This is a genomic window from Gardnerella vaginalis ATCC 14018 = JCM 11026, from assembly GCF_001042655.1.
GTDB classification, from domain to species: domain Bacteria; phylum Actinomycetota; class Actinomycetes; order Actinomycetales; family Bifidobacteriaceae; genus Bifidobacterium; species Bifidobacterium vaginale.
This window is the reverse complement of record NZ_AP012332.1, coordinates 791,798-816,363: the sequence shown is the minus strand read 5'-3', so window position 1 is coordinate 816,363 and position 24,566 is coordinate 791,798. Positions and strand designations below refer to the sequence as shown.

The following is a 24,566-nucleotide window of genomic DNA, read 5'->3' as shown; positions in this document are numbered from 1 at the left end:
CTCAATTTTATGAATACAATAAATACGATTGTTTGGCTGTTCCCGGTTATTTTTATGCTGCATGACTTCGAGGAGATTATTTTTGTGGAGGCATGGAAACGGAAATATAAAAGAAAAATACAAACAACAAAAATGAAGAAGATTCCATTTGCCGATTTGGGAAGCACCCCGTCATTTTCCATTGGTGTATTGATTGAATTTTTCATTATTTCAGCTTTATCGCTCTCTGCTTGTATCTTTGATTGGTACTTTTTGTGGCTGGGATTATTTTTTGGATTTACCATTCACCTGATTGTGCATTGTATGTTGGCGTCGCAATTTAAAGGCTATGTACCCGGAGTGGTCACCGCAGTCCCGTTACTTCCGTTTTGCTTTTATATCCTTTGGGTCTCAAATGAATTCCTTTCTTTTACCACAGCTCAATTATGGATCAGTTGTGTAGTAGGCGCTATTTTGATGCTCTTAATGGTGGCTGTTTTGCATAGATGTATGAAATCGTTTGAAACTTTTATCAAGAAGTGGGAAGTTTAATTACCCACAAATAGCAAATTTTTAAGGAGGTCTTTTGCATGGAGTTGGAATTTAAACAAGGTATGTATCACCTAAATCCTGATCCTAATTTTAACTTTCAGCTTAACCGTGTCATTCTTTGGGATGGAGGGAATTTAAACGATGTGATGCAGGCTGCCAAAAGGATTACAGACAACACAAGCTGGAAACAGGAAATGATTTACCTTGGGGATCATGCACTCTCTCAAAACAGAATCCCTCAGGCAATTGCATATTACCAGATGAGCGAATTTTTTGATGGAAATCCTGGCAACAAGGAATACTATATAAAAGCCACAGGACTGTTTTATGAGTATTACCATTCTTATTTCGATGAGAGACGTGTCCAGAAAATTCAAGTTCCATATGAAGATGTTATGCTGCCAATCATGGTTGCAAAAACTCAAAAACAATGTAAGGGCACCATTCTTTTACACGGTGGTAACGATTCATGCTTTGAGGAAATGTTTTTGCCGATGTTATATCTTTCTGAACACGGGTATGATGTATATCTATTTGAAGGTCCTGGACAAGGCAACGTTCTTCGTGTTCAAGGTAAACACTTTACATATGCTTGGGAACGTCCGGTCAAAGCAATATTAGATTTCTTTCACTTGAATGACGTCATTATTATTGGTGTTTCTTTGGGAGCTATGCTGGCCCTGCGTGCTGCTGCACTTGACAAGAGAATTACAAGGGCTGTATCTTGGTCTGTTTTTCCGGACTTTCTTGACGTGGTTCTCGACCAAATACCAAAAAAGGTAGCCGGTATCGTTCGGTTTATGTTGAAACATAATCTTCGCATCGTTCTCAGCCCTATTCTTTGCATGATGAAATTGATACGGAAGAATGACCCATTATTTCAATGGGGTGTCAATCATGGAATGTACGCCTATGGAGCTGACAGCATTTATGATTATCTGAAGAAAGTGAGTAAATATCAGATTATGGATGTGGCCTCCATGATTGAACAAGATGTATTGATTCTTGGTGCCAACCAAGACCACCTCGTTGATTACCGAATGATCAGCAAAGAAATCAACGCACTTACCAATGCGAACTCTCTCACATTTCGCCTTTTTACTGAAAAAGAAAATGCGGGAAATCATTGCAATTTAGGAAACGCCAAACTGGCTTTAGATGTGATACTGCAATGGTTGACATTTTTAAAACAGCGTGATTTAGAAGTTAGGAAGAATTGAATTCATTTCAAGAATCTCATGTACATCTATCCTATTATACTCAACGTGTAACTCTTTTAACAGCAAAAAAGCACGTCAGCAGCTTGCTGATATGCTTTTATTTTGCCTTCTAACATTTCCTATAAGCTTAACGCTTTAATTCTGTTTTGCTCCCATCAAGGAAAGTAAACTCAACCTTTCCATCTTTATGCACGCATAGATAGTCAACCATGCTAAGCCAGACGTTTTCATCGAACGCTGTTAACAAGTCCTGCTTTTTCAAGCCATCAATAAAATATTCAACCTCATCACGCCTCGCTTGCTTTTCAACAATACGAGCTTTAACTTCCTTAAGCCTCGACTCTACAGTATTAAACCTGTTCACTAAACTCGCATATTTTTTCTCACACATATGCTACGGTACATTTCCTTCTGCATAAATTTTCCCACTTCACAGCCTGGGTGCAAAGTGGGTGCACCTTTTAACGTTAACATCCTGTGCACTCGACCCTACACCGTTGACATGTTCCCTCAAACAGCAAAATCGCACTCAAAAACCGCAAGAACCCAGCTTAAAACTGCCACGCATTAAACCTTTTAACGATAGCCCTCGCAAACCCCTGCTACACAAGGGCAAAAATGCACCCACCTATTAAGCCCTTGACATCAATACAACACTCTCGACGTGGATTGAGAGAACTCCTAGTATAGCTACACTTTTTTGAGTGCACACTATGTATACTGGGTGCACTTTTTAACGATAGGAAAAGCTATCGTTAAAAGGTTTAAGATTGGCTTGATAACTTGGTTTTTGAGCATAAAAACAGCCTAGAGATGATTCCCCTAGGCTGAGTTTTGTAACATTTCAAATGCTCACATTCTTTTGGCTTTTACGATGCCCTTTCAATATCCACACTAATCTCTGATTTAAAAGTTACGCTGAACTTGTCCTCGTAAACTTTTATTTTCTTGATGTACTTTCTTACCAGCTTCTCATCATACTCACTAAGCTCGTGACGCTCACTTTTCAGAAAATCTTCCATTTCTCTGATTCGTCTTTTAGCATCTTCTTGACCTGCTTTTTCTATAAGAAGCTGCTGTTTCTTAACTTTAAGCTCATCAATCTCATCAGCTATTTTCGTGTAGTCTTTTTTAGCTTTAAGCAAGGTTAGTAGTATCGCTTGTTTGTCTGCGATTTTTTTATCAACCGTCTCAATCTCACTTAAGTTGTTGCCCGCAATAATTTCTCTAATATTATTCTTCAACGTATCCAATACTTCATCCGGTATACTAAACACCTTGTTTATGGCTTTCACTGTAGCAGACTGCAGTTCGTTCTCTTGTACTGTCGGAGCATCACAAGCACTAGGACCATTTTCCCATCTGGTACAACAACGCCAAACAACAGAACGCACTCCTCGATTGTTCCAAGCAATTCTTCTGTAAACATCCCCACATTTAGAACAAACACATAAGCTGGATAAAGCGTACTTACTGGAATAAACTCTTCTTTTTTTATTCTCCTCACCACTAAACATGTTGGCTCGTCTTACCATTTCTTCTTGAACTTTAAAGAAAATATCTCTTGGAATAATCGAAGCGTGGCTATCTTTTACATAATACTGTGGTTCTGTTTCATCATTTTTTATACGAACATGGTTAATAAAATCTATCGTCTTTTTAGTTTAAGAAATTATAAAAAGCAAAGTACGCTTGACAAAAAAAGCAAAGCGAGCTATACATTATATGTAAAGTTAACTTGCTGTTGAAGGAGGAAAATGAAAAATACAATTTTTCGATTAAGAAAACAGCATAAAATAACTCAAGAAGAATTGGCAAATGAAGTTGGAGTTACAAGGCAGACCATAACTTCCATTGAAACTGGGAAGTATATAGCGTCACTGCCTTTGGCTTTTAAAATTGCTAAGTTTTTTGATATGAGTATTGAAGAAATATTTAGTATAGAAGAGGATGATTAATATGAACAAATTAGAAAAATATAAAAAAGAAATAGGATTTAGAATTAGTATTTTAGTCTTATTATGTATGGTTGCCTTACTCGCAGTTATTATTGGAAATTTTTACTTAAAATATAAATTCCCATTAAAAGAAGATGTGACATATTATGTAGCAGTATTTTTTATTGGACTTGAACTTGTATCTGTATTCTACATGTCAATGCTTGGTAGAGCATATAGAAATAGAGATATATTGGAGAAGATGCATACTAAAGAAACAGATGAAAGAATGATATTAATAAAGATGAAGTCAGGATCAAATATAATACCTATATTTTCAATGGCTATTGTAACTGTTTCTTTATTTGTAGCATATGTAAGTTATGAAGCCTTTTTAGCGTTAATAATAGTTGCATTTGTGCAAATAATATTTTCTAAATTATTAAAAGTATATTGGTCAAAAAAGATTTAAAAATATCATAGTAAAGGTATTAGACGATAGACAGTTAAAACTCTATCGTCTTTTTTATACTCAAAATTAGGATGTAAAAATGGTAAGGATAAGAATCCCCACTTAAAACAATTTAACATATAAGACTTTTAGCGATTGAAATATAAGTTCAGTCGCTTTGTTAATTGAAATTTGTAGATTAAGGAGAAGAAATTAATGGATAGAGAAATGATAATTTAGCTGCCTAATCTTCGATTGTCGCTTGCCCGTTCATGAGCATAGTAGGTAAAAGCCAATCACGGAGAGCTATCAAAGCTCTATTTTCGCGTTGATTATACGATATAGTCGTATAATCAGGCATATCCAATGCTATTAAACACCTTAAGTTCAATCTCATTTGGAATATAAATGGGTCGATTATTAACTAGTGGTTTATCACAAGAAAGTACAGCATCACCACTAATGAAAAATGGGTATTCTCCATTGAGATCTTTAGCTGCTCCGACTTTAATGGTAGATTTCTTCTCTTCACTGATAATGTCACCAAGCTTTCCGTTTGACTCTCTACGAAAGAATTCGTCACACAACTTCGCCGGTAACGAAAGGTGGGTTATTCACAATCTAGTAAAAAGATTTGAATTAAGCCAGGTAGCAACGCCATTATTGTTGTTGGAATCACAAACCTCGTCCGCAATCGCAAGCAACCGAGGATTACTATTCGATACCGCTACACCGTATCCCCCTGCGCGGAACATGTCTATATCTATAATATCGTCTCCGAAAACGACTGTGCGACTAGGCTTTACACCCAAACGATCGCAAATAACGTTCAAAGCATGACCTTTGTTTGCAAGAGGATTCGTAAGCATCCACAAAACATCTTCGCTAATGTGTAGCGAAAAATCACTTGGAAGAATGCTCTGAAGTTTTTCCTTCTCACTCTCTCGAGGAACAATAATAATCTTGTCTGCAATGACACTTGGAACATTAGAAAAATCGGTAATAATAAAATCCTGCTCGCTCCAAAGCATACGAACATCAAAATTAGTGTAACGAACATCGTTCATAACAATGCCAATGCGAAGCGTAGGAATCTCATTAAGCAAGCGCAAACACACACTACAAGCATGTTGAGAATCAAATCCAAAACGCGTAAGAGTATCAAGGCTTCTTTGCGAAGTAAGCTCACCTATCGTGCTGTGAGCACAGTCAAAATCAATAAGAGCACCATTAAGGTACGCGCAAACTTGAGCATTCAAATCGTGAATAAAATCAAAAGCACTTCCAACAGGTCGAGCAGTAATAATCGCAAGCGGAATTCCACATTCACTCAAACGCTTAGAAGCGCTAACAGTTTCTTGGCTTAAATATCTGCTTTCAAAAGCATTAGCATCATGAAGCATAGTGCCATCAAGATCTGCTACCACAAGAGAAGGAGAAAAATGAAGCATAACAATAACCTAATGTATTTTAATTAGTCTAACATCTTCTAACATCTTAAAAAGCATAGCAAAATGTACACCTGCTCTGCTTATAAAATAAAAAGCGCGCAATCTTTCGACTACGCGCTTAAAAGAATACTTAGATAAGTGAAAACTTAGTCATAAGATTCAAGGCAACAATAACAGCCACCCAAATCAACGCTATAATAACAGTCCAACGATTCAAGTTCTTTTCTGCAACACCAGAGCTACCAGCGTTCTTCGTTAAACCGCCGCCGAACATGTCGGAAAGACCGCCGCCCTTGCCCTTGTGCATCAAAATCAACAATGTCAACAAAATGCTGGTCAGCACAAGCAACACTTGCAAAACAATTTTCACAGCGGACACAAGTAACCTCCTGTTTTAGAGTACTTTGTAAAGCATAGTAAAAGCCATTGACCTATGTATTAAATTCGATTTTTGTAAGACGACAATTGAACAATAGTAGCCAATTCCTCAATGTCTAAAGAAGCTCCACCAATAAGAAATCCATCAACGTCTGGCTCACAAATAAGACTTGCTGCATTAGAAGACGTTACAGAGCCGCCATAAAGTATTCTAACTTTTTGTGATACAGTATCCCCGAAAGTTTCCTGCAGATCATCCCTAATAGCCTTAGCAGCATCTTGAGCAGACTGTGCTGTAGCTACCATTCCAGTTCCAATAGCCCAAACTGGTTCGTATGCAATAATCAAACGCTCTGCCTGCTTAGAATCCAAATCGCGAGTAACGTCATGAACCTGTCCAACTGCAAAATCAAGCTCTATACCCTGCTTGCGCTCTTCAAAACTTTCACCAACGCAAAGAATAGGTTGCATTCCAGCAGCAAGCACAGCTCGCACTTGGTCAACAATATTCGCATCATCTTCTGGATGATACTTACGTCGCTCAGAATGACCTACAATCACCATTGAGCAGCCCAAGCTTGCAAGCATATCTGCAGAAACATCTCCAGTAAACGCGCCTTGAGCTGTAACGGAAACTGCTTGCGCGCCATAAAGAATAGGAAGATTATCAGACTCAACTAATACTTGCACGCTTCTTAAGGACGTAAACGATGGCATAAGAGCAATATCGCATTTTTTACAGTCGAAGTGAGAATCACATAGACGCCACCAGAATTTTTGAATAAAATGAGTGGCTTCGAGGTGATTAAAATTCATCTTCCAATTGCCTGCAACTAGCGGTTTCCTATTGACAACCATAATCACCCTTAAGAATTAGTTATAAAGATAAAATTAACATTATGCCGACCCCGATCTACAAAAAGAATTTATAAAATCGAAGTCGGCACAATATTTTAAAGTCACTTACTCAAGCACGCTCAAACCTGGAAGCGTCTTACCTTCCAAGAACTCGAGTGAAGCGCCACCACCAGTGGAGATGTGAGAGAAGCCATCTTCTGGGAATCCAAGATTACGAACTGCAGAAGCGGAATCTCCACCACCGACAATAGTGAAAGTGCCGTTCTTCGTTGCATCAACCAAACCCTGAGCTACAGCGCGAGTACCAGCAGCAAACTCTGCAACTTCGAACACGCCCATTGGTCCATTCCAAACAACAGTCTTGGAATCAACAATCTTGTCGTGGAAAAGCTTCTGAGAATCAGGGCCAATATCCAAGCCCATCTTGTCTGCTGGAATAGCATCCGCTGGAACAACTTCTGGAGCAACAGGAGTATCGCCTGCTGGGAAGCCAGCGTTCACAACAATATCGGTTGGAAGAACAAGCTCAACGCCATTCTTCTTAGCAGTTTCAATATATCCCTTAACTTTCTCGAGCTGATCCTCTTCAAGCAAAGAAGTACCAACTTCATGACCCAAAGCCTTAAGGAATGTGAACACCATTCCGCCGCCAATAACAAGGCGATCAGCCTTAGAAAGCAAGTTTTCAATAACGCCAAGCTTGTCGGAAACCTTAGATCCACCAAGAACTACTGTCAAAGGACGCTCTGGATTTTCGGTTGCGCGAGAAAGAGCCTTAACTTCCTTCTCAACAAGCAAGCCAGCAGCAGCTGGAAGATCGGCAGCAACATCGTAATTTGAACCCTGGGCGCGGTGAACAACACCGAAACCATCGGAAACAAAAACTTCTCCAAGAGCAGCAATCTTCTTAGCGTATTCAGCGCGTTCGGACGCATCCTTACTGGTTTCTTCAGCGTTAAAACGAACGTTTTCAAGCAACACAACGTCGCCATTATTCATGGCAGCTACCTTAGCCTGAGCATCTTCACCATAAGTATCTGCAGCCAAAACAACATTAACACCAAGAAGTTCACCTAAGCGAGCCGCTACTGGAGCCAAAGAGAGCTCTGGAACAACCTGACCCTTTGGACGTCCAAGATGGGCCATTAAAACAACCTTGGCACCCTGCTCACGCAAAGCTTTAATCGTTGGTAAAGCAGCCTTGATTCGACCATCGTCTGTGATAGTCGTGCCCTTGAGAGGAACATTAAAATCAGCACGAACGAGTACGCGCTTGCCGCTCAAATCTCCCAAATCTTTAAGTGTCTTCATTGGTATCCTTTCCAAAACATGATTCAACCAATCATGATGGCGAATTTAACAAGAAAAAAGACGAAAGCAAAGCTAAAACGTCTATAAATTCCATGAGCAATTATATCGCATGTGCGCAACAAGCACGCCCAAAATTAGATAATAAAAAACTACAAAAAATGCCGCATACTCAAAGTATGCGGCCAATACGAATAAATACTCAGTCAAAAAAGCAATTACATTCGCGACTTTTCTACCTTAGCGCAAAGCTGCAAAAGCCTACGAATACGACCAGCAACAGCATCCTTTGTAATCGGAGGATCCGCTAAATGACCAAGTTCTTCTAGACTTGCATCACTATGCTGCAGTCGCAACTTTCCTGCCATCAAAAGATTTTCTGGAATATCGTCCCCAAGAACATCGAAAGCGTGACGAACCTTTTCGCAAGCTTCTGCAGCAGCTTTAGCACTTCTGCGCATATTAGCATCATCAAAGTTTGCCAGTCGATTAGCTTTGCCTCTTGCTTCACCATCAGAACGCTTACCAGTCCATTCTCGAGCAGAACGAGGAGCTCCAATCAAAATCAGCATACGCTCAATAGCGTCAGAATCTCTCAAAGTAACACGCTCAGAGCTTTTAACTTTGCGCGCCTTTGCACCAACTCCGAGTCGTGCTGCCATTGCTTGCAACGCTGTAGCAGCCTCATGAGTTGGGCAAACAATCTCTAAATAGCTTGCCTTTCCAGGATCGGATATAGCCCCATGAGCTAAGAAAGCACCTCTCCACGCAGCTTTAACCTGCGCAATACTTCCACCAACAATTTCAGGGGCAAGACCAGCAACGATATGCATACGACGGTCCAACAAACCTGATTGCAGAGCCAAAGCTGCAGCACCTCGCTCCACAAGAACATCGTAACGAGTAACAACACCTGTAGGAGTCTGACGAGTAGTTTGAGAAATCGTTGCTTCTCTTTGGAAACATGTCACAAGCGTATCTACAAGCCATTGCGCTGCGCTTAGAGAATCAAACTGTGCACGAATCACAGCCTGATTATTAACCGGCCTTAAGCCGCCACCAAAACGCATCATTGCTGCTGCCTGAGCCATAACAACCGCTGGTAGCTCACTATTATTTGCGACGAGTTCGTTCTTTACGTCGTCAAGAAGAGCCAAGGGAAACCTCCTATTTTGTTCTTCTTAGAGTATGCGTTGGGATTCATACAAGATGCCGTTGCACGATGTGCAAAACACCTACATGCTCGGCTTTCTGTGATACCCAATGACTTGGACATTTTACCTTTTTATAGTTCTACTTTTTATATTACATAATCCTATAGGAGAAATTAAATCATGTTCTAGATCTCATCTCTCTAGCAGATACTGTAACCTGCAATCCTCTTAATTTTAGTCTTCTTGCAAGCTCTATGCTAATAGCTACAGACCTATGCTGACCCCCAGTGCATCCAACAGCAATTGTTACATAATGCTTATCTTCTTTTGCAAAACCATCAATTGCCGTAAGAAGAGCTTTTTCGTAATAGTCTAAGAATTCTATTGCCGCTGGATTTTTAAGAACATAATCGCTAACTGCTTTATCTTTTCCAGTTAAATCCCTAAGCTCTGGAATCCAAAATGGATTGGGCAAAAATCGCATATCTGCCACAAAATCGGCGTCCATAGGCATTCCGTACTTGAACCCAAAACTAAAAATGTGAACAGATACTGTAGAAGATCCTTTTCCAAGCAACCCCTCATAAAGTTTAGTGGAAAGCTGATGAATACTAAGATTTGAAGTATCGATAATAATATCTGCGCAATCTTTAAGATGACATAAAAGCTCACGCTCTTCCAAAATACCATCTATAAGTCTTCCTCCGCGCTGCAAAGGATGTGGTCTGCGCACTGACTCATATCTTTTAATGAGCACAGAATCAGATGCATCTAAAAATAGTATTCGAGTTTTTACGCCTAAATCATCTATATGACCCAAAACAACAAATAAATCATCAAAATATCCGCGTGATCTTACGTCAATAACTGCTGCAAGCTTATGAACTTTAGATCCAGAAGATGTCATCATGTCTACAAGAGGGATGAGTAACTTTGGAGGAAGATTATCAATAACATACCAGCCCATGTCTTCCAAAGCATTTGCTGCATGAGATCTGCCAGCGCCGCTCATGCCAGTAATGAGCATTACTTCAAAATCGCTTGCCACCTGCGAGAATTCACTATTTTCAGTGATCATAACGCCTCCTTCAATGCTTTTTCCATGCAACTTCTTATGTAATCGTAATCTGTAGCCTTGTCAGATTGGTGTTTGATTATGCAAGAATCATCACACGAATCATCACTTGAATGCCTATAATCAAAAGTCATGAGTTTTACTTGATCTAGTGCTTGATATAAAAGCATTTCTTCTCCACCAATACCCATGCCATATTTTCTCCAAACTTTAAGCATCTGGCTTGGTCGAGGATCATATACAACGTCTAGCAAAGCTCCTAAATGTTTTATTGACTTTTCCTTGCAATATTCACACAAAGCGAGCGCTAATCCGTCTGCTATATGAGCAGGAACAGTGCTTATAACAATATCTGCGTTTACAATTGCTTCAATTGCATCCAACGAAGAAATAGATTCTAGAATGTGAGATTTATCACATTTTTCTATATCTTGCGATATTTTTATAAACTCAGGATCAATAGTAGGGAATTCTATACCGCAAACAGGCTTGTAGCCACGTTTGTTTTTAAGATTCAAGTTAGACGGCTCTATTCTTCTGCTATTTGGAAAATCCAATTTATATTTATCTACTAAATCGTTAAATCTACTAACGCCTTTAACAGTTTTACCATCGCTTTGCAATCTTGCAACAACACTAACTTTACTCAATTTTGAACCTTGAGCAATTTCTATTAAAGCTGCCATTGCAGAAGACGCAGTGTTTCCGCTGCCAATAATAACCGCACTTTTAGCGTTTAATATTTGAGACTTTAAAGAGTGTATTAACGCCATTACAATACCATTTACATCTGTGTTACAAAGCTCAATCGTCTCAGGATTTTCTAAGCATGGCTTTTTACTAAACACAGCAGTATTTGCAACACCAAGCGTTTTAGACCAATAATCGCAAGCTACACCTAGGCTCATAATTGTTTTTTTAAGTGGCATTGTAAGGCTTAAGCCTTTCCAAGAATCGTCAAGATTTGCAATAAAATCTTTTAAGTCTTCCTCGCTAACTTTTTCTTTACCATAATGCCAATTATTTAAGCCCAATGCCTTATATGCAGCATTGTGTAGAACTGGAGATAGAGAGTGCGATATAGGATTGCCCAAAACCGCGCAATTGTAGCATTTTTCAACCATTTTAACCTCTTTATTTATAAGTCTTTATTAATAAGTTTATGCGATTTTACAAATCCTTAGGATCCACACTAAATTTTAATTCACCATTTTTTCGCATTGCAAAATGCTTTGCACATTCTTTTTTCAAACGATTAACTAATTCATCTCTATACTCTAATGGCACTCTTACAACTGCTTTAACTCTGTCGTTTAACTCTTCAAAGCGTTGAGAATTTTGCTCGTGCAATGTTGAAGGAGGCTTCATTGGAACAATTCCAAGTAAAGGTGGAAGATATTCGGATTCACTCGAATCGCCTGAAACCACAGATTCACTATCTTTAGTTTCGACTTTTAACATTGGAAGATTACTAGAACTATCTAAATCACCATTTTTGCTTACAACTTTTGTAATATCTTCGCTTACATCTACACTCATTGCGCCAATCGCATTAAGCGTATCTACTACAGCCTGCCTAAAACCCCATATTCTTGCGACACATACAGTTGGCGGAAGAAGTGCTTCACTTCTTTCTTGCAACTCTTGTTTAGAAAGAATTGATGAATCCCATTCTTCCAAAGATTTAGCGAGAATATCGTAAGTTTCACCCAAAATAAGAACGCTTCCACCTCTGTTTTTTGACGCACACATTGAAGCTGCTTTCATCCAAGCATTCAAAGTGTCTATTCGAGAATCTAAACCAGTGTTGTAAAGACTCGTCCACGCGTCTAAAATCGCAACAAGACCATATTCTCCGCAAGAATTTTTAGATGAGCTTAAAACTCGAGGTTCTGCTCCTAAAGTACAAATGACAATCATCGGCTTCTGGTCAATCCACTCTATAACACCACTTTTCTGCTTCGCGGAAGATATAATAATTGGAACATCATTGAAAATCTTAAATATTTCTTTGGCAGTAAAATTGACGCCAACACGAATAGCCTCGATAAAGTTAGATCCACTAGAACAATTCGAGCACTTCCAGCCAATCGCAGCACTTCCACACCATGCGCATTTAGGAGCAGAACCATCTATAGGTAAGTCAAGAGGACCTGTACAGCGTTTACAACGAGCCATACTATGGCATTTTTTGCATGCAGCACGCTGAACAGTATCGTCTTGTGCTGTAACAAGTAAAACAGGCAGATTTGCGTCTAAAGTTTGTCTAATCGACGCTAGTGCAGTATACGGTATTCTAGATCCTGCACTCGGGTCATTTATCTTATTAAGGTTATCCAAATTAAGTAGACGAACCCATGGGCAAGCATTACTAACAATAGTATTAAATGGTTTAATTTCAATTAAAGGTCCACTTACTTTTGCAGCAAGATTTTTTCCTTTTAATTCGTTTTGACTTATTACGCTTCTAGCAAAAGACATTGTTATGAAAACGCCATTATGATTTTGTGTGCGCAATCGCATAACTCCTCTAGCTTGAGCGTAAGGCATCATACCATCTGCGTACTGATATGCGCCATCTTCTACAATCACAAAAAGCGCTTGCGACTCAACTGGTGCATACATTGCAGATCTTGTTCCTAAAACACATGGAACAATTCCTTTTTCTATAGCTCTCCACGCTCTATACCTGTCTGCTGGAGAATCATATGCGCAAAGACGAGCAACATCTCCACTTAAAGTTCCACTTGGATTCTGCGATTTTTTATAAGGTTTAAGACCATAAACCATAAGGGCACGCATAACATCGTTTACTTCGCGAATTGTAGGAAGAACAACAGCAACTTGACGACCAGCTCTTATTGCAGTTACAATAATCCACGCTAAATCCTGAGCCCATCTCATTGCTCCTGGTAAGGCATCTATAAGAAAAGCTTTGCAATTATTCTTATAATTATTCGAAAGCGAACTATTTTCATGATGCAAATAATACGGTTTATGAACATCTTCTAAGGATTGTTTAAGAAGATTCGCATTATTGTATGTTGCAATCATACGAGCATATGTTGTTTTTCTAAGATTCTCACTTCCATCGTATTGAGATATCGCGCAAGTATCATTAGACCTAAAATTTTTTTGTAATTCATTAATCCATTTTACTCTTTTAGATAAATGAATATCGTCCAGCAAATTTTCTTTATCTACACCAGCAATTCTTCTAGGTAAAGCAAGTCTAATAATATTAGCTCTTGTTCCACCATAAGCATCAGCTATTGAAGAAATATCTTCCATAAAAGATTTAGAAACTACTTCCCCTATTGGAATAATTTTTTCAATAAACTTTAATGAAGATATTGGTGTTGTGCTTGATTCACTCCTACTCCAAATAATTCCATTTACGCGTCTAGTACCAAATTTTACGCGGACCATACACCCTGGCTTAGCGTAATCATCCTGATCTTTGCTAACAATGTAATCAAAAGTTTTACCGAGATGAGATGCTTGAACATCCAGCACAATATGAGCAATAGGGCAATTATCAGCTTGACTCTGGGTTGAATCACTCTTCTTACGCCTACGTGGTTTGCGCGCTAAACCATCAAGTGAAGGCTGCTCAAGCATTAGCACATCCTTTTAAATCCTCAAATCAATTTTTTAAAGATTTTACCTCATTCTTAATCTGATCAACACGATTAAGTCTTTCCCAAGGAAAATCAACATCTGTTCTTCCAAAATGTCCATAAGCAGAAGTTTTCGAGTAGATTGGTCGAAGCAAATCAAGCTCGTCGATAATTGCTGCTGGGCGCAAATCAAAGACTTTTCGAACAATCTTAGAAATATCTGAACGAGTAATTCCATTAGCTTCGGTTCCAAAAGTTTCTACATTTACGCTAACAGGTTCTGCAATTCCAATCGCATATGCAACTTGTACCTCTATTTTATGGGCTAAACCTGCGGCAACAAGATTCTTAGCAACCCAACGCGCAGCATAGGCTGCAGAACGATCCACTTTACTAGGGTCTTTGCCAGAAAAAGCTCCACCGCCATGATGAGCAGCCCCTCCATAAGTGTCTACAATAATTTTTCTGCCTGTTAAACCAGAATCTGCTGCAGGACCACCCAAAACAAAAGATCCCGTAGGATTTACAAGCATTCTGTAATCATTATGATTTACGTTTTTCCCTAACACTTTGTTAAGAACAGGCTCTACAACGTTTTGAACAAGTTGATTTCTAAGCCAATCATGACTCACATCTGGGTCATGCTGTGTTGAAATAAGAACAGTATCTAAACGAACAGGGTTCCCACATTCATCATATTCGATTGTAACCTGTGTTTTACCGTCTGGTCTAAGTTTAGATACAATTCCAGATTTTCGCACGTAGGATAGGCGCTGGGCAAGCTGATGAGCTAGATATATTGGAAGGGGCATATAAGCGTCTGTCTCATCGCTAGCATATCCAAACATAACGCCTTGATCGCCTGCGCCTTGGCTTTTATAACGATCTTCTTTAGACGCAATACTTTCGGATTCTAAATCTAATCTAGAAACACCTTGATTTATCTCCGCGCTTTGCTCAGTTAAAGATACCATTACTCCACATGAATCAGCATCCAATCCAACAGTTGAACTGTTGTATCCTACTTCGCGTACAACTTTTCTAACAATTCCTGGTATGTCGGTGTATACTTCTCCCCTAACTTCCCCGAAGACTACAAATTGTCCTACGCATGCACAAACTTCAACAGCAACATGCGCATGAGAATCTTGACGAAGCATATCATCTAGAATCGCATCTGCAATCTGATCACAAAGCTTATCAGGATGACCTTCTGTAACAGATTCTGCAGAAATAAGTTTAGCTTCCGACATAACTCCCCTTTAATTAAAAAATTAAAACTTATGCACTAAAACCAATAACAGCCGCATATCCAATACCAACAAGCATAGGATAATACGGCTGCAATTAAAAATGTAAAGAAAACTTAATTTCCCTCATTCATATCATCTTCACCAAGATTCTCCACCAGCAAACCTTTATTAATTTCTCGGAATGCTATAGAAAGAGGCTTCTCTTGGTTTCTATAATCAACAAGAGGACCGACATTCTGCAACAATCCTTCGTTGAGCTGAGTGAAATAAGAATTAATCTGCCGTGCTCGTTTTGCGGCAAACAAGGCAAGCGCATACTTGGAATCCGCATGCTGCATCAAATCATCAATAGGCGGATTTGCAAGTCCCGTAGGTGTTGGCTTAGTGCCCAATGCCATAATGTTCTCCATATTCTATGGTGCCACAATAGTTTCCAAGTAGACTATTGTAAGCTATTGCAAGGATATTTAGGAATTACTCATTTAGATTAATCTAAATTAATTTAAATTAATCTAAATCGTATTCTTTAGCTATTATCTTCCAAAGTTCATCTGCAGCGCGCTGAGCATCGTCATTAACAATCACAAAATCAAACTCGCTAGACGCAGCCATTTCTACTTTAGCGGTTTGCAAACGCTTAGCCTGCTGCTCAGGAGTTTCAGTGCCTCTACCAATAAGTCGACGCTTAAGCTCCTCAAAGCTAGGAGGGGCAATAAATACGTATACGACTTCTAAACCTAATCTAGAAGCTTCCTGCTTAACTCTCCTAGCTCCCTGAAGATCAATCTCTAGAAGCGTTGGAACGTTTTGAGCAAGATGATCTAAAACAGGCTGAATTAAAGTACCATAATGTGCCATTCCATGAACAAGAGCAGTCTCCAGAAACTCTCCGTTCCTCTTCCTGCGCTCAAACTCTTCTTCATCAATGAACCAATAATGAATTCCATTAAACTCATCATAACGAGGTTTTCTGGTAGTCGCAGAAACAGAAAGCCAAATATTAGGATGTTTTTCGCGCAATACTCCCTCAACAGTGCCCTTACCAGCTGCAGTAGGACCAGTAAGAACAATCAAACGCCTTTTAGTAGCGACTGGCATACTCTGTGTATCGTTTAAACTAACCATATTTGACTCTCTTAAATAATTTTCATGAATCCATTAAAGCTTGACGAATATCCCAAGCTATTCGTTCAGTTGCAGTAGATAATGCACCAATATCTGGACCATGAGAAGCAATAGACCTAGAAACTGTTACTAAAACATTTCCATGCGTACCAGCAAAAACCGTTTTCAAATCGTTAGCTTCCGCTCCCTGCCAACCGTAACCTGGAGAAAGAATAGGACCAGTAAAACTCGTTAAATCGATTCCACCGCCATTCATCCAATCTCCAATAGTGGCTCCAACAATTAAGCCAACGGAACCCATGCCCTTTGTATTATTGTTAAAAATTTGCGCAGTTTGAGCAATACCATGAGCAACAGTTGTGCCGCGGTAGGAACCAGTCTGACGAATAGCAGTTTGCAGGCTAGCGCCTTCGCGATTAGACGTTAGCGAAGCAATGAACACTCCCTTGCCATTATTAAGAGCCTCATTAATCAACCCACCCATTGACCTAGCTCCGTAATACGGAAGAAGTGTAATAGCATCAGTAAGAAGAGGCGCATCTGGCTTAAAGTATGCGTCGGCAAGCGCAGAGATTGTTGTAGACAAACCACCATGACCACAATCAACAATAGTAATTACATCCATTTGTCTTGCAGCATACAGCACTCGTTCGAGCGCCGCGAACCCCTTAGACCCGTAACGCTCGAACATGCTCGACTGGAATTTTACGGCAGCAGCTCTGCCGTTCATGGCCTGAAGCATACGCATGGAGAACAATTCTGCTCCTTGAGCATCCATCTTGTATCCCCAATTAAGCAGCATCTTGCGGTGCGGATCTATGCCAACGCATAATGGCCCATATTTTGCCATAGCGTTTTTTAGACGCAATCCAAAATCGGATCTTTGCGCCTGCAATTCCTGCTCTCGTATGCTTTCGGTCATGTATTAAGCCCGACTTTCTTCGTTTTCTGCCTTCTCGATTGCAAACAGTTGCTTTGCATGCTCCTGAATGCTCATCACTTGGTAATCGTTGTTCTTAACGGCTTCTATAGCCATAAGAACTGGTGCAAACTCCGTAATTGTAGTGAATTGCGGAAGGTCTGCTGCAACAGCAGCTGCACGAATAGCATAACCATCTGTACGCGACCCTCTTGAATTCGGCGTGTTCAACACCATATCAATCTTACCATTCTCAATCAGCTCAACCACGTTTTTGCCGATTCTTTCATGCGAAGGCTCAGCATTTCGCACATCCTTCGCCGTGTCGCCAAGGCTAGAAAGCTTATCAACAATAACGGAATCAATGCCGTAACGTCTAAGAACAGATGCCGTACCTTCTGTAGCCCAAATCGTAAATCCAAGCTCTACTAGGCGCACTGCAAGTAGCGGCAATTGTCTTTTATCTGCATCACTTACAGACACAAACACGTTGCCGCTTGTAGGCAAACCGCCCTTGTACGCTGCAAGCTGACTCTTAGCAAAAGCATGTGGGAAGTCGCGGTCAAAGCCCATAACTTCTCCAGTAGAGCGCATCTCTGGTCCGAGCAAAATATCGACTGTGCGACCAACAGGCGTGCGGAAACGTTTGAAAGGCAAGACGGAAGCTTTAATAGCAACTTGCTGGCCTGGGTGAATATCTCCACCATCTCCCTTAGGAAGAAGAAGACCGCGCTTTCGCTGCTGTGCGATTGTTTCCCCAGCCATAATTCGAGCAGCAGCTTTAGCAAGAGCAACTCCCGTAGCTTTAGACGCAAACGGAACAGTACGAGATGCTCGAGGATTCGCCTCAATTACGTACAAAGTGTTTGCCATAAAAGCATATTGCACATTAATAAGACCACGAACTGAGCATCCGCGAGCAATCGAAAGCGTGCCCTCGCGAAGTCTACGAATTTGATCGTCGGAAAGCGTGCTTGGAGGAAGAGTACAAGCAGCGTCACCAGAGTGTACGCCAGCTTCCTCAACATGCTCCATAATTCCGCCAATATAAAGCTCATTGCCGTCGTAAAGTGCGTCAACATCAATCTCAATAGCGTCCTGAAGGAATTTATCAATCAAAAGCGGCGAAGGCAAACGACCAGAAACAACAGTGTCTGCTTGAGCTTCCTGTAAAGCACGATCCACATATTTTGCAAGCTGAGCATCATCGTACACGATTTCCATTCCTCGACCGCCAAGCACATAACTTGGTCGCACAAGAACAGGGTAACCAATTGCGTGAGCAGCATCTTTAGCCTCTTCAAGGCTTAATGCAGTTCCGTAGCGCGGAGCATTCATGCCTTCTTGACGAAGAACCTCACCGAAAAGCTCACGATTTTCCGCCAAATCAATAGCCTCAGGCGTAGTGCCCAAAATTGGAACTCCTGCAGCTTTAAGACGTGCAGCAAGCGAAAGTGGAGTTTGGCCGCCAAGTTGCACAATAACACCTTTTACTGGACCAAGCTTCTTTTCTGCTTGGTAAATTTCGAGCACGTCTTCAAAAGTAAGCGGCTCAAAGTAAAGGCGATCCGACATATCGTAGTCTGTAGAAACTGTTTCAGGATTGCAATTGACCATGATTGTGTCGTAATCCTTACCCAGCTCTTGCACAGCATGAACGCAAGTGTAGTCAAACTCAATACCCTGACCTATTCTGTTTGGACCAGAGCCAAGAATGATTACAGCGTCACGATCGCGTGGCTTAAGCTCGCTTTCGTCAGCGTAGCAAGAATAGTAGTAAGGTGTTACAGCGTCGAACTCGGCAGCGCAAGTGTCAACCGTTTTGTAAACAGGATGCAATCCATACGCCCAACGCAGCTCACGAACCATGTTTTCGCCTTCGTCGCCAAGATTACGCAAATGCGCAATTTGAACATCCGAAAGACCAGCAAGCTTAGCATTCTTTAACACTTTTGGCGTCAAATTTTCTGCTTCACGAACCTCTAAAGCTGTTTTATTGATTAACGAAAGCTGCTCAACAAACCATGGGTCTATCTTTGTTGCGTCAAAAATCTGCTCAGGCGTAGCCCCACCCCAGAGCGCGCGCTGAATTTGCAAGTAGCGGTGCTCGGTTGGAGTATGAATTTCTTCAAGAAGCTTAGCAACTTCTTCTTTACTTGGGCGCTCGCCGTCCCAATTAAAGCAAGCGTGACGTTTATCGATTGATCGCATTGCTTTGCCAAGAGATTCCTGGAAATTCCCAGCCAAAGCCATTGCTTCGCCGACTGACTTCATAGAAGTTGTAAGCGTAGTGTCTGCTCCAGGGAACTTTTCAAAAGCAAAGCGCGGAATCTTAGTTACCACATAGTCAATCGTTGGCTCAAAGCTTGCAGGAGTTGAACGCGTAATATCGTTTTGAATTTCGTCCAAAGTGTACCCGAGGGCAAGTTTTGTAGCGATTTTTGCAATCGGGAAACCAGTTGCTTTAGATGCTAGCGCAGAAGAACGCGAAACTCGCGGATTCATTTCGATTACGATAATGCGACCAGTTCGAGGATTGATTGCGAACTGAATATTGCATCCGCCAGTGTCAACGCCAACACCTCGAATAATCGCGATGCCAATATCACGCATCTTTTGATACTCGCGATCTGTTAGCGTAAAGCATGGAGCAACTGTAATCGAGTCGCCTGTGTGAACGCCTACAGGATCAACATTTTCGATTGGGCACACAACAACAACATTGTCTTTGGAATCTCGCATAAGCTCAAGCTCAAATTCCTTCCAACCTTCAATGCCTTCTTCAATAAGCACTTCGTTTGTTGGAGAATAGTGAATGCCTGCTCCTGCAATGCGGTGTAATTCTTCCTGATTGTGAGCAATTCCAGAGCCTAAACCTCCCATTGTGAAGCTTGGACGCACAACAACTGGGTACCCTAGTGTTTCAACAATTTTGTCTACTTCTTCAATTGAGTGAGCAATAAAGGATTTTGCACTTTCTGCCCCAGCTTTTTCAACAACTTTTTTGAAAAGCTCACGGTCTTCTCCGCGGTCGATTGCTTCCAAAGATGCACCAATAAGCTCTACATTATACTTTTTTAAGATTCCTGCACGACCCAAGTCCATTGCGGCATTAAGAGCAGTTTGACCACCTAATGTTGGAAGAAGCGCATCTGGCTTCTCTTTAGCAATAATGCGCTCCAAAATTGCCGTGTCTATTGGCTCAATATATGTTGCGTCTGCAAGCTCTGGGTCCGTCATAATAGTAGCAGGATTAGAGTTTACAAGAATTACGCGGATTCCTTCTTCGTGAAGTACTCGGCAAGCTTGCGTTCCAGAGTAGTCGAATTCTGCAGCCTGACCAATTACGATTGGACCAGAACCAATAACCATTACGGATTTAATATCAGCACGTTTTGGCATTATAAATTCCTTTTATCCCTTTATACCTACTATTTTTCGCTTTTATTCTTGTGATTTTGCATAAGTTCTACAAAGCGGTTAAACAAGTACGATGCATCATGAGGTCCTGCGGCTGCTTCTGGATGATATTGCACAGAAAAAGCTGGAATATCAAGGCATTGCAAGCCTTCTACAACATTGTCGTTAAGATCTACATGAGATACTATTACGCGACCAAAATGTCCATTTTCGTAAGGAGACTGAACAGTCTTACCAATAGGTGCATCTACAGCAAATCCGTGATTATGAGCCGTAACTTCCACTTTTCCAGTAGTCACGTCTTTTACAGGCTGATTTATGCCACGATGACCAAACTTAAGCTTGTACGTTCCAAACCCAAGCGCGCGACCTAAAAGCTGGTTTCCAAAGCATATTCCAAAGAATGGGTATCCTGCGTCTAACACGTTACGCAATAATTCCACTTCTCGATTTGCTTGAGCAGGATCACCTGGTCCATTCGAGAAGAACACGCCATCTGCGTTAAGTGCTTGAAGTGACTCAAAACTTATTGAGGAGCTTACAACGTGTACACGGCATCCACGCTGTGCCAAACGATGCGGAGTCATGGCTTTTATACCAAAGTCCACAGCTACAACAGTGTAAAGAGGCTCCTTGCCTTCGTAATCTCCACAAGGCTCAATTGTATAAGCTTCTTGCGTGCTAACTTCGTCAGTTAGTCGCAAGCCTTGCATTTGAGGAGTTTGTTTAATCTCATTCACAAAAGACGCAACTGTGCGAATTGCTCCAGTAGATTTGTCTATCAGTGCTTCATTAGAAAAAATGCCGGCACGCATAACGCCAACTGAGCGTAAATGTCGTACCAGCATTCTCGTATCAATACCACTGATTCCTACTATCCCTTGTTTTTCTAAATCATCTTCCAAGGAACCAGTGGATCTCCAATTGCTAACAATAGGGCTTGGAGCTTTTACCACGTATCCTGCAACCCATATTTTTGAAGATTCTGGGTCTTCATTGTTAATTCCCGTATTTCCTATGTGTGGGAACGTTTGAACAACTATTTGTTGATCATAACTTGGATCAGTAAGCGTTTCTTGGTAACCAGTCATTCCTGTAGAGAACACGATTTCAGCGCGCGTAGAACCTTTTGCGCCAAATGGTTTACCAACGTAAACTTGTCCGTCTTCCAATACTAATACTGCATCATCAGTGCCGAATCCGGCGAAGGTGTCGTTATAGCCCACCTTAACCCCCTTATGGCTTTAGGTTATTCGTGGCAAGTCTACTCAGATTGGCGGACGGCGACGCGCCGATAATAGCTATCAACAATTTCTTAATGCAAATTATTATTACGAATTCATTATTACGAATTCATAATAAAAAAAAATCCGCTTAACGCTACTGCACTAAACGGATTATACGCAATTTTAAATTCACTCAACAGAATCAGTATTAAATTCATTAGAAGATTGTTCAACATCTGAAGAATCAGCTGCTTCAGTTTCATTAACTTCTCCAGCAGTATCTTCCGCAGATGCCTCACCATTAAACTTTGCTAAGCAAGCTTCTTTGTCTGCCATAATCGCGCTTAACAAGCCATGAATAAACGCAATAGCATCATCATCACTATACATTTTTGCGAGAGAAATAGCCTCATCGATAGCTACCTTATCTGGAACTTCGTCGTTTAAGAGAATCTCCCATACGGCTATTCGCAAAATATTACGATCAATCACAGCCATTCTTCCGACTTTCCAGCCAGTAGAATAACGATTCAATGTCTTATCAATCCTATTTCTACGTTCACCAACTCCTCGAATAATATCAACAGCATAATCTGGAAGAGGAGTTTGCGCACCTGGCTCCTTCAAACGTTCTTCAAGCAAAGAAAGAATATTTTGATTCTTTTCATCTGCTTCATACAGCGTATTCAAAGCCCTTTTGCGAGCGGTGGAACGTGCCATAGTATCGTCTTTCTATCAAACTACATAGTCTTATAGATCATTAAAGTCTACAAGAATTAAACTTACATCAATATATATCAAATATTGCACAAAATAGCTATTGCAAAATAAAACGACTCAGCAACAAGAATCGCCGCCGAGTCGCTTTATACAAAAAATTTAATTAGTTTTCACGACCAAGGTAAGAGCCGTCACGAGTGTCGACCTTCACCTTTTCGCCTTCACCCACGAAGAGTGGAACCTGGATTTCAGCACCGGTTTCCACGGTTGCAGGCTTAGTACCAGCGTTAGAACGATTGCCTTGCAAGCCTGGCTCAGTGTGAGTAATAGTCAAAATCACGGAAGCTGGAAGCTCAACGCTCAAAGGAGTGCCGTCATGGAAGCTTACGATGCAGTCGGTGCCTTCAAGCAAATACTTGCTCTGCTCGCCAACCAAAACCTTAGGAATATAAACCTGGTCGTAAGTGGTCATATCCATAAAGACGAAGTTGTCGCCATCTTCGTATGAATATTGCAACGTGCGGTTATCAACGGTCTCGAACTCCATCTTCATGCCGGCATTAAAAGTCTTGTCGACAATCTTGCCCGAGAGCACGTTCTTAATGGTGGTACGCACAAAAGCAGGACCCTTGCCTGGCTTCACGTGCTGGAACTTAACGACGGTCCAAAGCTGACCGTCAAGGTTCAAAACCGATCCATTCTTAATATCATTGGTAGTCTGTGCCACGAGTTATCCGTTTCTTTCGTTAATTAAAGCTGCAATTTACGCAGCTAAGAAATAAACCTTGCTTATTATGCCACAAAGCGTCAACTAATTAAAATAACAACTGAAATAACAACACGCATTTAACGCGATTATTCGTCACTCTTGATCGTTTTGTTCCGACGACTCTGAGTTTTGACTACGACCCATTGGAATATAGCCACCTTGATCATCCTGAGGATGTGGAGCATCAAAAGGATACCCATTGCCATCTCTACTTAAAAATCTATCGCTCATTTTTTTAATTCTATCTTCGTACTGGCTTATAACAGCTTTTATTTTTTGATAAGACTGTCTTAACTCTTGATAATTATTGCTGCTTTTAGCAAGAGCATTACCAGCATCATTAATAGCATTTTCTAGACTTTTAGAAGCAACAGCTAAAATAGGCAAATCTTTCGCTTTTTCTACAAGCTCTCTAGCTTTTTTAACAAGATTTAACAATTGATCACCAAAAGCAGTTCTGCGTGTTTTTAAAAGATTATCAGAAGATTTTTTAAGCAAATCCGCATCTTTACTCAAAGTATCCAACTGGTTGGAAAACTTATTTTCAACTGATGGGGAATCGTAAGAACTAGCTCCAACTGGGCAATCTAAAATATCATTTTTCAAATCATCCTTGGCATAATTTAAGGAAGATTGAAAATCGTCAACAGCATCCTTAACTGAATCAAAATCAGCATCAAAATCGGAAGATTTTATTTCAGAAGCATCATGCACGTTTTGGCTTGAAATGATTTTTTTAAGATTAGCTTTAGCTGAAAGAACTTGTGTACGCAACTGCACGCACTTTTTAGATGGCTCGCCAGCGTTTATATTACTAGAACTATGCGCAAACAAAGATAACCATATTCCGATAACAATTGCTACTGCAATAAGTGAAACAGATATAATCACTGCAATAGCTTTCTTATCGCTTAATAATGATCTGTTTGAATCATTACTAGACCGATCAAAAATGGCATCTTGCTCATACTCAGGCGGATTATTAAATGAATCTATATCATTCAAATCCTGATATTCGTTATTGTCCTCTTTCATAATCCGCCATTCCTGTTTAACAAACCTATGTATGAATAAAATAGCAAGAACACAACTCATACATGACTTATATAATTGCTTGATTATATAAGTCTATAATTGTATAAGTCTATATT

The 24,566-nt window shown here is 40.4% G+C and carries 23 protein-coding genes; 4 read left to right on the top strand and 19 right to left on the bottom strand.

The features are described from left to right. The first annotated feature begins 9 nt into the window (after positions 1-9). Together GAVG_RS03115 and GAVG_RS03110 are read left to right on the top strand one after the other, a co-directional pair. Positions 10-531 (top strand): HXXEE domain-containing protein, encoded by a 522-nt coding sequence (locus GAVG_RS03115; RefSeq protein WP_004111736.1) that lies wholly within the window; start codon positions 10-12, stop codon positions 529-531. Between the two features lie 38 nt (positions 532-569). Next, positions 570-1,751, top strand: a complete 1,182-nt coding sequence (locus GAVG_RS03110) for an alpha/beta fold hydrolase (RefSeq protein WP_009994748.1) — start codon at positions 570-572, stop codon at positions 1,749-1,751. Positions 1,752-1,878: 127 nt separating this feature from the next. Here the strand turns inward: GAVG_RS03110 and GAVG_RS03105 are convergent, their stop codons facing one another. Further along, positions 1,879-2,142 (bottom strand): hypothetical protein, encoded by a 264-nt coding sequence (locus GAVG_RS03105; RefSeq protein WP_004111740.1) that lies wholly within the window; start codon positions 2,140-2,142, stop codon positions 1,879-1,881. A gap of 478 nt (positions 2,143-2,620) precedes the next feature. Beyond that, on the bottom strand, positions 2,621-3,268 hold the full coding sequence (locus tag GAVG_RS03100) for a recombinase zinc ribbon domain-containing protein (protein WP_004111742.1): 648 nt from the start codon (positions 3,266-3,268) through the stop codon (positions 2,621-2,623). Positions 3,269-3,508: 240 nt separating this feature from the next. On the opposite strand from GAVG_RS03100, the gene GAVG_RS03095 reads away from it, so the two are divergent. Both GAVG_RS03095 and GAVG_RS03090 read left to right on the top strand, forming a co-directional pair. Then, a complete protein-coding gene (locus GAVG_RS03095; RefSeq protein ID WP_004111744.1) occupies positions 3,509-3,709 on the top strand; it encodes a helix-turn-helix transcriptional regulator in 201 nt (66 codons plus the stop codon). Between the two features lies 1 nt (position 3,710). Then, positions 3,711-4,160 (top strand): hypothetical protein, encoded by a 450-nt coding sequence (locus GAVG_RS03090; protein WP_004111746.1) that lies wholly within the window; start codon positions 3,711-3,713, stop codon positions 4,158-4,160. A 593-nt stretch (positions 4,161-4,753) separates the two neighbouring features. Here the strand turns inward: GAVG_RS03090 and GAVG_RS03085 are convergent. The 17 genes from GAVG_RS03085 to GAVG_RS03005 all read right to left on the bottom strand — a co-directional run bounded on the left by GAVG_RS03085 (position 4,754) and on the right by GAVG_RS03005 (position 24,450). Continuing rightward, positions 4,754-5,590: an HAD hydrolase family protein gene (locus GAVG_RS03085; protein WP_048653123.1), complete on the bottom strand. Its 837-nt coding sequence runs from the start codon at positions 5,588-5,590 to the stop codon at positions 4,754-4,756. Positions 5,591-5,720: 130 nt separating this feature from the next. Beyond that, entirely contained in the window at positions 5,721-5,969 is a 249-nt protein-coding gene (gene secG / locus GAVG_RS03080) for a preprotein translocase subunit SecG (RefSeq protein WP_004115170.1), read from the bottom strand. Positions 5,970-6,028: 59 nt separating this feature from the next. Next, a complete protein-coding gene (gene tpiA, locus GAVG_RS03075; protein ID WP_004111753.1) occupies positions 6,029-6,826 on the bottom strand; it encodes a triose-phosphate isomerase in 798 nt (265 codons plus the stop codon). A gap of 105 nt (positions 6,827-6,931) precedes the next feature. Then, the gene (locus GAVG_RS03070) at positions 6,932-8,137 is read right to left on the bottom strand and encodes a phosphoglycerate kinase (protein ID WP_009994743.1); all 1,206 of its coding nucleotides are present in this window, start codon (positions 8,135-8,137) and stop codon (positions 6,932-6,934) included. Positions 8,138-8,352: 215 nt separating this feature from the next. Next, the gene (whiA, locus tag GAVG_RS03065) at positions 8,353-9,291 is read right to left on the bottom strand and encodes a DNA-binding protein WhiA (RefSeq protein WP_004111755.1); all 939 of its coding nucleotides are present in this window, start codon (positions 9,289-9,291) and stop codon (positions 8,353-8,355) included. A 175-nt stretch (positions 9,292-9,466) separates the two neighbouring features. Beyond that, positions 9,467-10,366: an RNase adapter RapZ gene (gene rapZ / locus GAVG_RS03060; RefSeq protein ID WP_009994741.1), complete on the bottom strand. Its 900-nt coding sequence runs from the start codon at positions 10,364-10,366 to the stop codon at positions 9,467-9,469. Continuing rightward, the gene (locus tag GAVG_RS03055; protein ID WP_004117195.1) at positions 10,363-11,487 is read right to left on the bottom strand and encodes a shikimate dehydrogenase; all 1,125 of its coding nucleotides are present in this window, start codon (positions 11,485-11,487) and stop codon (positions 10,363-10,365) included. The genes rapZ and GAVG_RS03055 overlap by 4 nt, the downstream gene beginning before the upstream one ends. Positions 11,488-11,533: 46 nt before the next feature. Continuing rightward, positions 11,534-13,984 (bottom strand): primosomal protein N' family DNA-binding protein, encoded by a 2,451-nt coding sequence (locus tag GAVG_RS03050; protein WP_009994738.1) that lies wholly within the window; start codon positions 13,982-13,984, stop codon positions 11,534-11,536. A 25-nt stretch (positions 13,985-14,009) separates the two neighbouring features. After that, on the bottom strand, positions 14,010-15,236 hold the full coding sequence (metK, locus tag GAVG_RS03045; protein WP_009994736.1) for a methionine adenosyltransferase: 1,227 nt from the start codon (positions 15,234-15,236) through the stop codon (positions 14,010-14,012). 113 nt (positions 15,237-15,349) lie between these two features. Further along, positions 15,350-15,634, bottom strand: a complete 285-nt coding sequence (gene rpoZ, locus GAVG_RS03040) for a DNA-directed RNA polymerase subunit omega (RefSeq protein WP_004111763.1) — start codon at positions 15,632-15,634, stop codon at positions 15,350-15,352. Positions 15,635-15,743: 109 nt separating this feature from the next. After that, positions 15,744-16,361, bottom strand: a complete 618-nt coding sequence (gene gmk, locus GAVG_RS03035; protein ID WP_004111764.1) for a guanylate kinase — start codon at positions 16,359-16,361, stop codon at positions 15,744-15,746. Between the two features lie 22 nt (positions 16,362-16,383). Beyond that, positions 16,384-17,283 (bottom strand): orotidine-5'-phosphate decarboxylase, encoded by a 900-nt coding sequence (gene pyrF, locus GAVG_RS03030; protein ID WP_004115188.1) that lies wholly within the window; start codon positions 17,281-17,283, stop codon positions 16,384-16,386. Between the two features lie 3 nt (positions 17,284-17,286). Then, entirely contained in the window at positions 17,287-20,682 is a 3,396-nt protein-coding gene (carB, locus tag GAVG_RS03025; RefSeq protein WP_004111766.1) for a carbamoyl-phosphate synthase large subunit, read from the bottom strand. 29 nt (positions 20,683-20,711) lie between these two features. Further along, positions 20,712-21,926, bottom strand: coding sequence for a glutamine-hydrolyzing carbamoyl-phosphate synthase small subunit (carA, locus tag GAVG_RS03020; protein ID WP_004111767.1), 1,215 nt, complete (start codon positions 21,924-21,926; stop codon positions 20,712-20,714). A 189-nt stretch (positions 21,927-22,115) separates the two neighbouring features. Continuing rightward, positions 22,116-22,646: a transcription antitermination factor NusB gene (gene nusB, locus GAVG_RS03015; protein ID WP_004111768.1), complete on the bottom strand. Its 531-nt coding sequence runs from the start codon at positions 22,644-22,646 to the stop codon at positions 22,116-22,118. 163 nt (positions 22,647-22,809) lie between these two features. Further along, positions 22,810-23,373 (bottom strand): elongation factor P, encoded by a 564-nt coding sequence (efp, locus tag GAVG_RS03010; protein WP_004111770.1) that lies wholly within the window; start codon positions 23,371-23,373, stop codon positions 22,810-22,812. 135 nt (positions 23,374-23,508) lie between these two features. Further along, entirely contained in the window at positions 23,509-24,450 is a 942-nt protein-coding gene (locus GAVG_RS03005; protein ID WP_004111771.1) for a hypothetical protein, read from the bottom strand. Between the last annotated feature and the right edge of the window lie 116 nt (positions 24,451-24,566).

Excerpts from the sequence above, each read along its gene's own strand:
- GAVG_RS03115 (WP_004111736.1), top strand. The coding sequence starts at position 10 with ATGAATACAATAAATACGATTGTTTGGCTGTTCCCGGTTATTTTTATG.
- GAVG_RS03110 (WP_009994748.1), top strand. The coding sequence starts at position 570 with ATGGAGTTGGAATTTAAACAAGGTATGTATCACCTAAATCCTGATCCT.
- GAVG_RS03105 (WP_004111740.1), bottom strand. The coding sequence starts at position 2,142 with ATGTGTGAGAAAAAATATGCGAGTTTAGTGAACAGGTTTAATACTGTA.
- GAVG_RS03100 (WP_004111742.1), bottom strand. The coding sequence starts at position 3,268 with ATGTTTAGTGGTGAGGAGAATAAAAAAAGAAGAGTTTATTCCAGTAAG.
- GAVG_RS03095 (WP_004111744.1), top strand. The coding sequence starts at position 3,509 with ATGAAAAATACAATTTTTCGATTAAGAAAACAGCATAAAATAACTCAA.
- GAVG_RS03090 (WP_004111746.1), top strand. The coding sequence starts at position 3,711 with ATGAACAAATTAGAAAAATATAAAAAAGAAATAGGATTTAGAATTAGT.
- GAVG_RS03085 (WP_048653123.1), bottom strand. The coding sequence starts at position 5,590 with ATGCTTCATTTTTCTCCTTCTCTTGTGGTAGCAGATCTTGATGGCACT.
- tpiA (WP_004111753.1), bottom strand. The coding sequence starts at position 6,826 with ATGGTTGTCAATAGGAAACCGCTAGTTGCAGGCAATTGGAAGATGAAT.
- GAVG_RS03070 (WP_009994743.1), bottom strand. The coding sequence starts at position 8,137 with ATGAAGACACTTAAAGATTTGGGAGATTTGAGCGGCAAGCGCGTACTC.
- rapZ (WP_009994741.1), bottom strand. The coding sequence starts at position 10,366 with ATGATCACTGAAAATAGTGAATTCTCGCAGGTGGCAAGCGATTTTGAA.
- GAVG_RS03055 (WP_004117195.1), bottom strand. The coding sequence starts at position 11,487 with ATGGTTGAAAAATGCTACAATTGCGCGGTTTTGGGCAATCCTATATCG.
- GAVG_RS03050 (WP_009994738.1), bottom strand. The coding sequence starts at position 13,984 with ATGCTTGAGCAGCCTTCACTTGATGGTTTAGCGCGCAAACCACGTAGG.
- metK (WP_009994736.1), bottom strand. The coding sequence starts at position 15,236 with ATGTCGGAAGCTAAACTTATTTCTGCAGAATCTGTTACAGAAGGTCAT.
- rpoZ (WP_004111763.1), bottom strand. The coding sequence starts at position 15,634 with ATGGCATTGGGCACTAAGCCAACACCTACGGGACTTGCAAATCCGCCT.
- gmk (WP_004111764.1), bottom strand. The coding sequence starts at position 16,361 with ATGGTTAGTTTAAACGATACACAGAGTATGCCAGTCGCTACTAAAAGG.
- pyrF (WP_004115188.1), bottom strand. The coding sequence starts at position 17,283 with ATGACCGAAAGCATACGAGAGCAGGAATTGCAGGCGCAAAGATCCGAT.
- carB (WP_004111766.1), bottom strand. The coding sequence starts at position 20,682 with ATGCCAAAACGTGCTGATATTAAATCCGTAATGGTTATTGGTTCTGGT.
- nusB (WP_004111768.1), bottom strand. The coding sequence starts at position 22,646 with ATGGCACGTTCCACCGCTCGCAAAAGGGCTTTGAATACGCTGTATGAA.
- GAVG_RS03005 (WP_004111771.1), bottom strand. The coding sequence starts at position 24,450 with ATGAAAGAGGACAATAACGAATATCAGGATTTGAATGATATAGATTCA.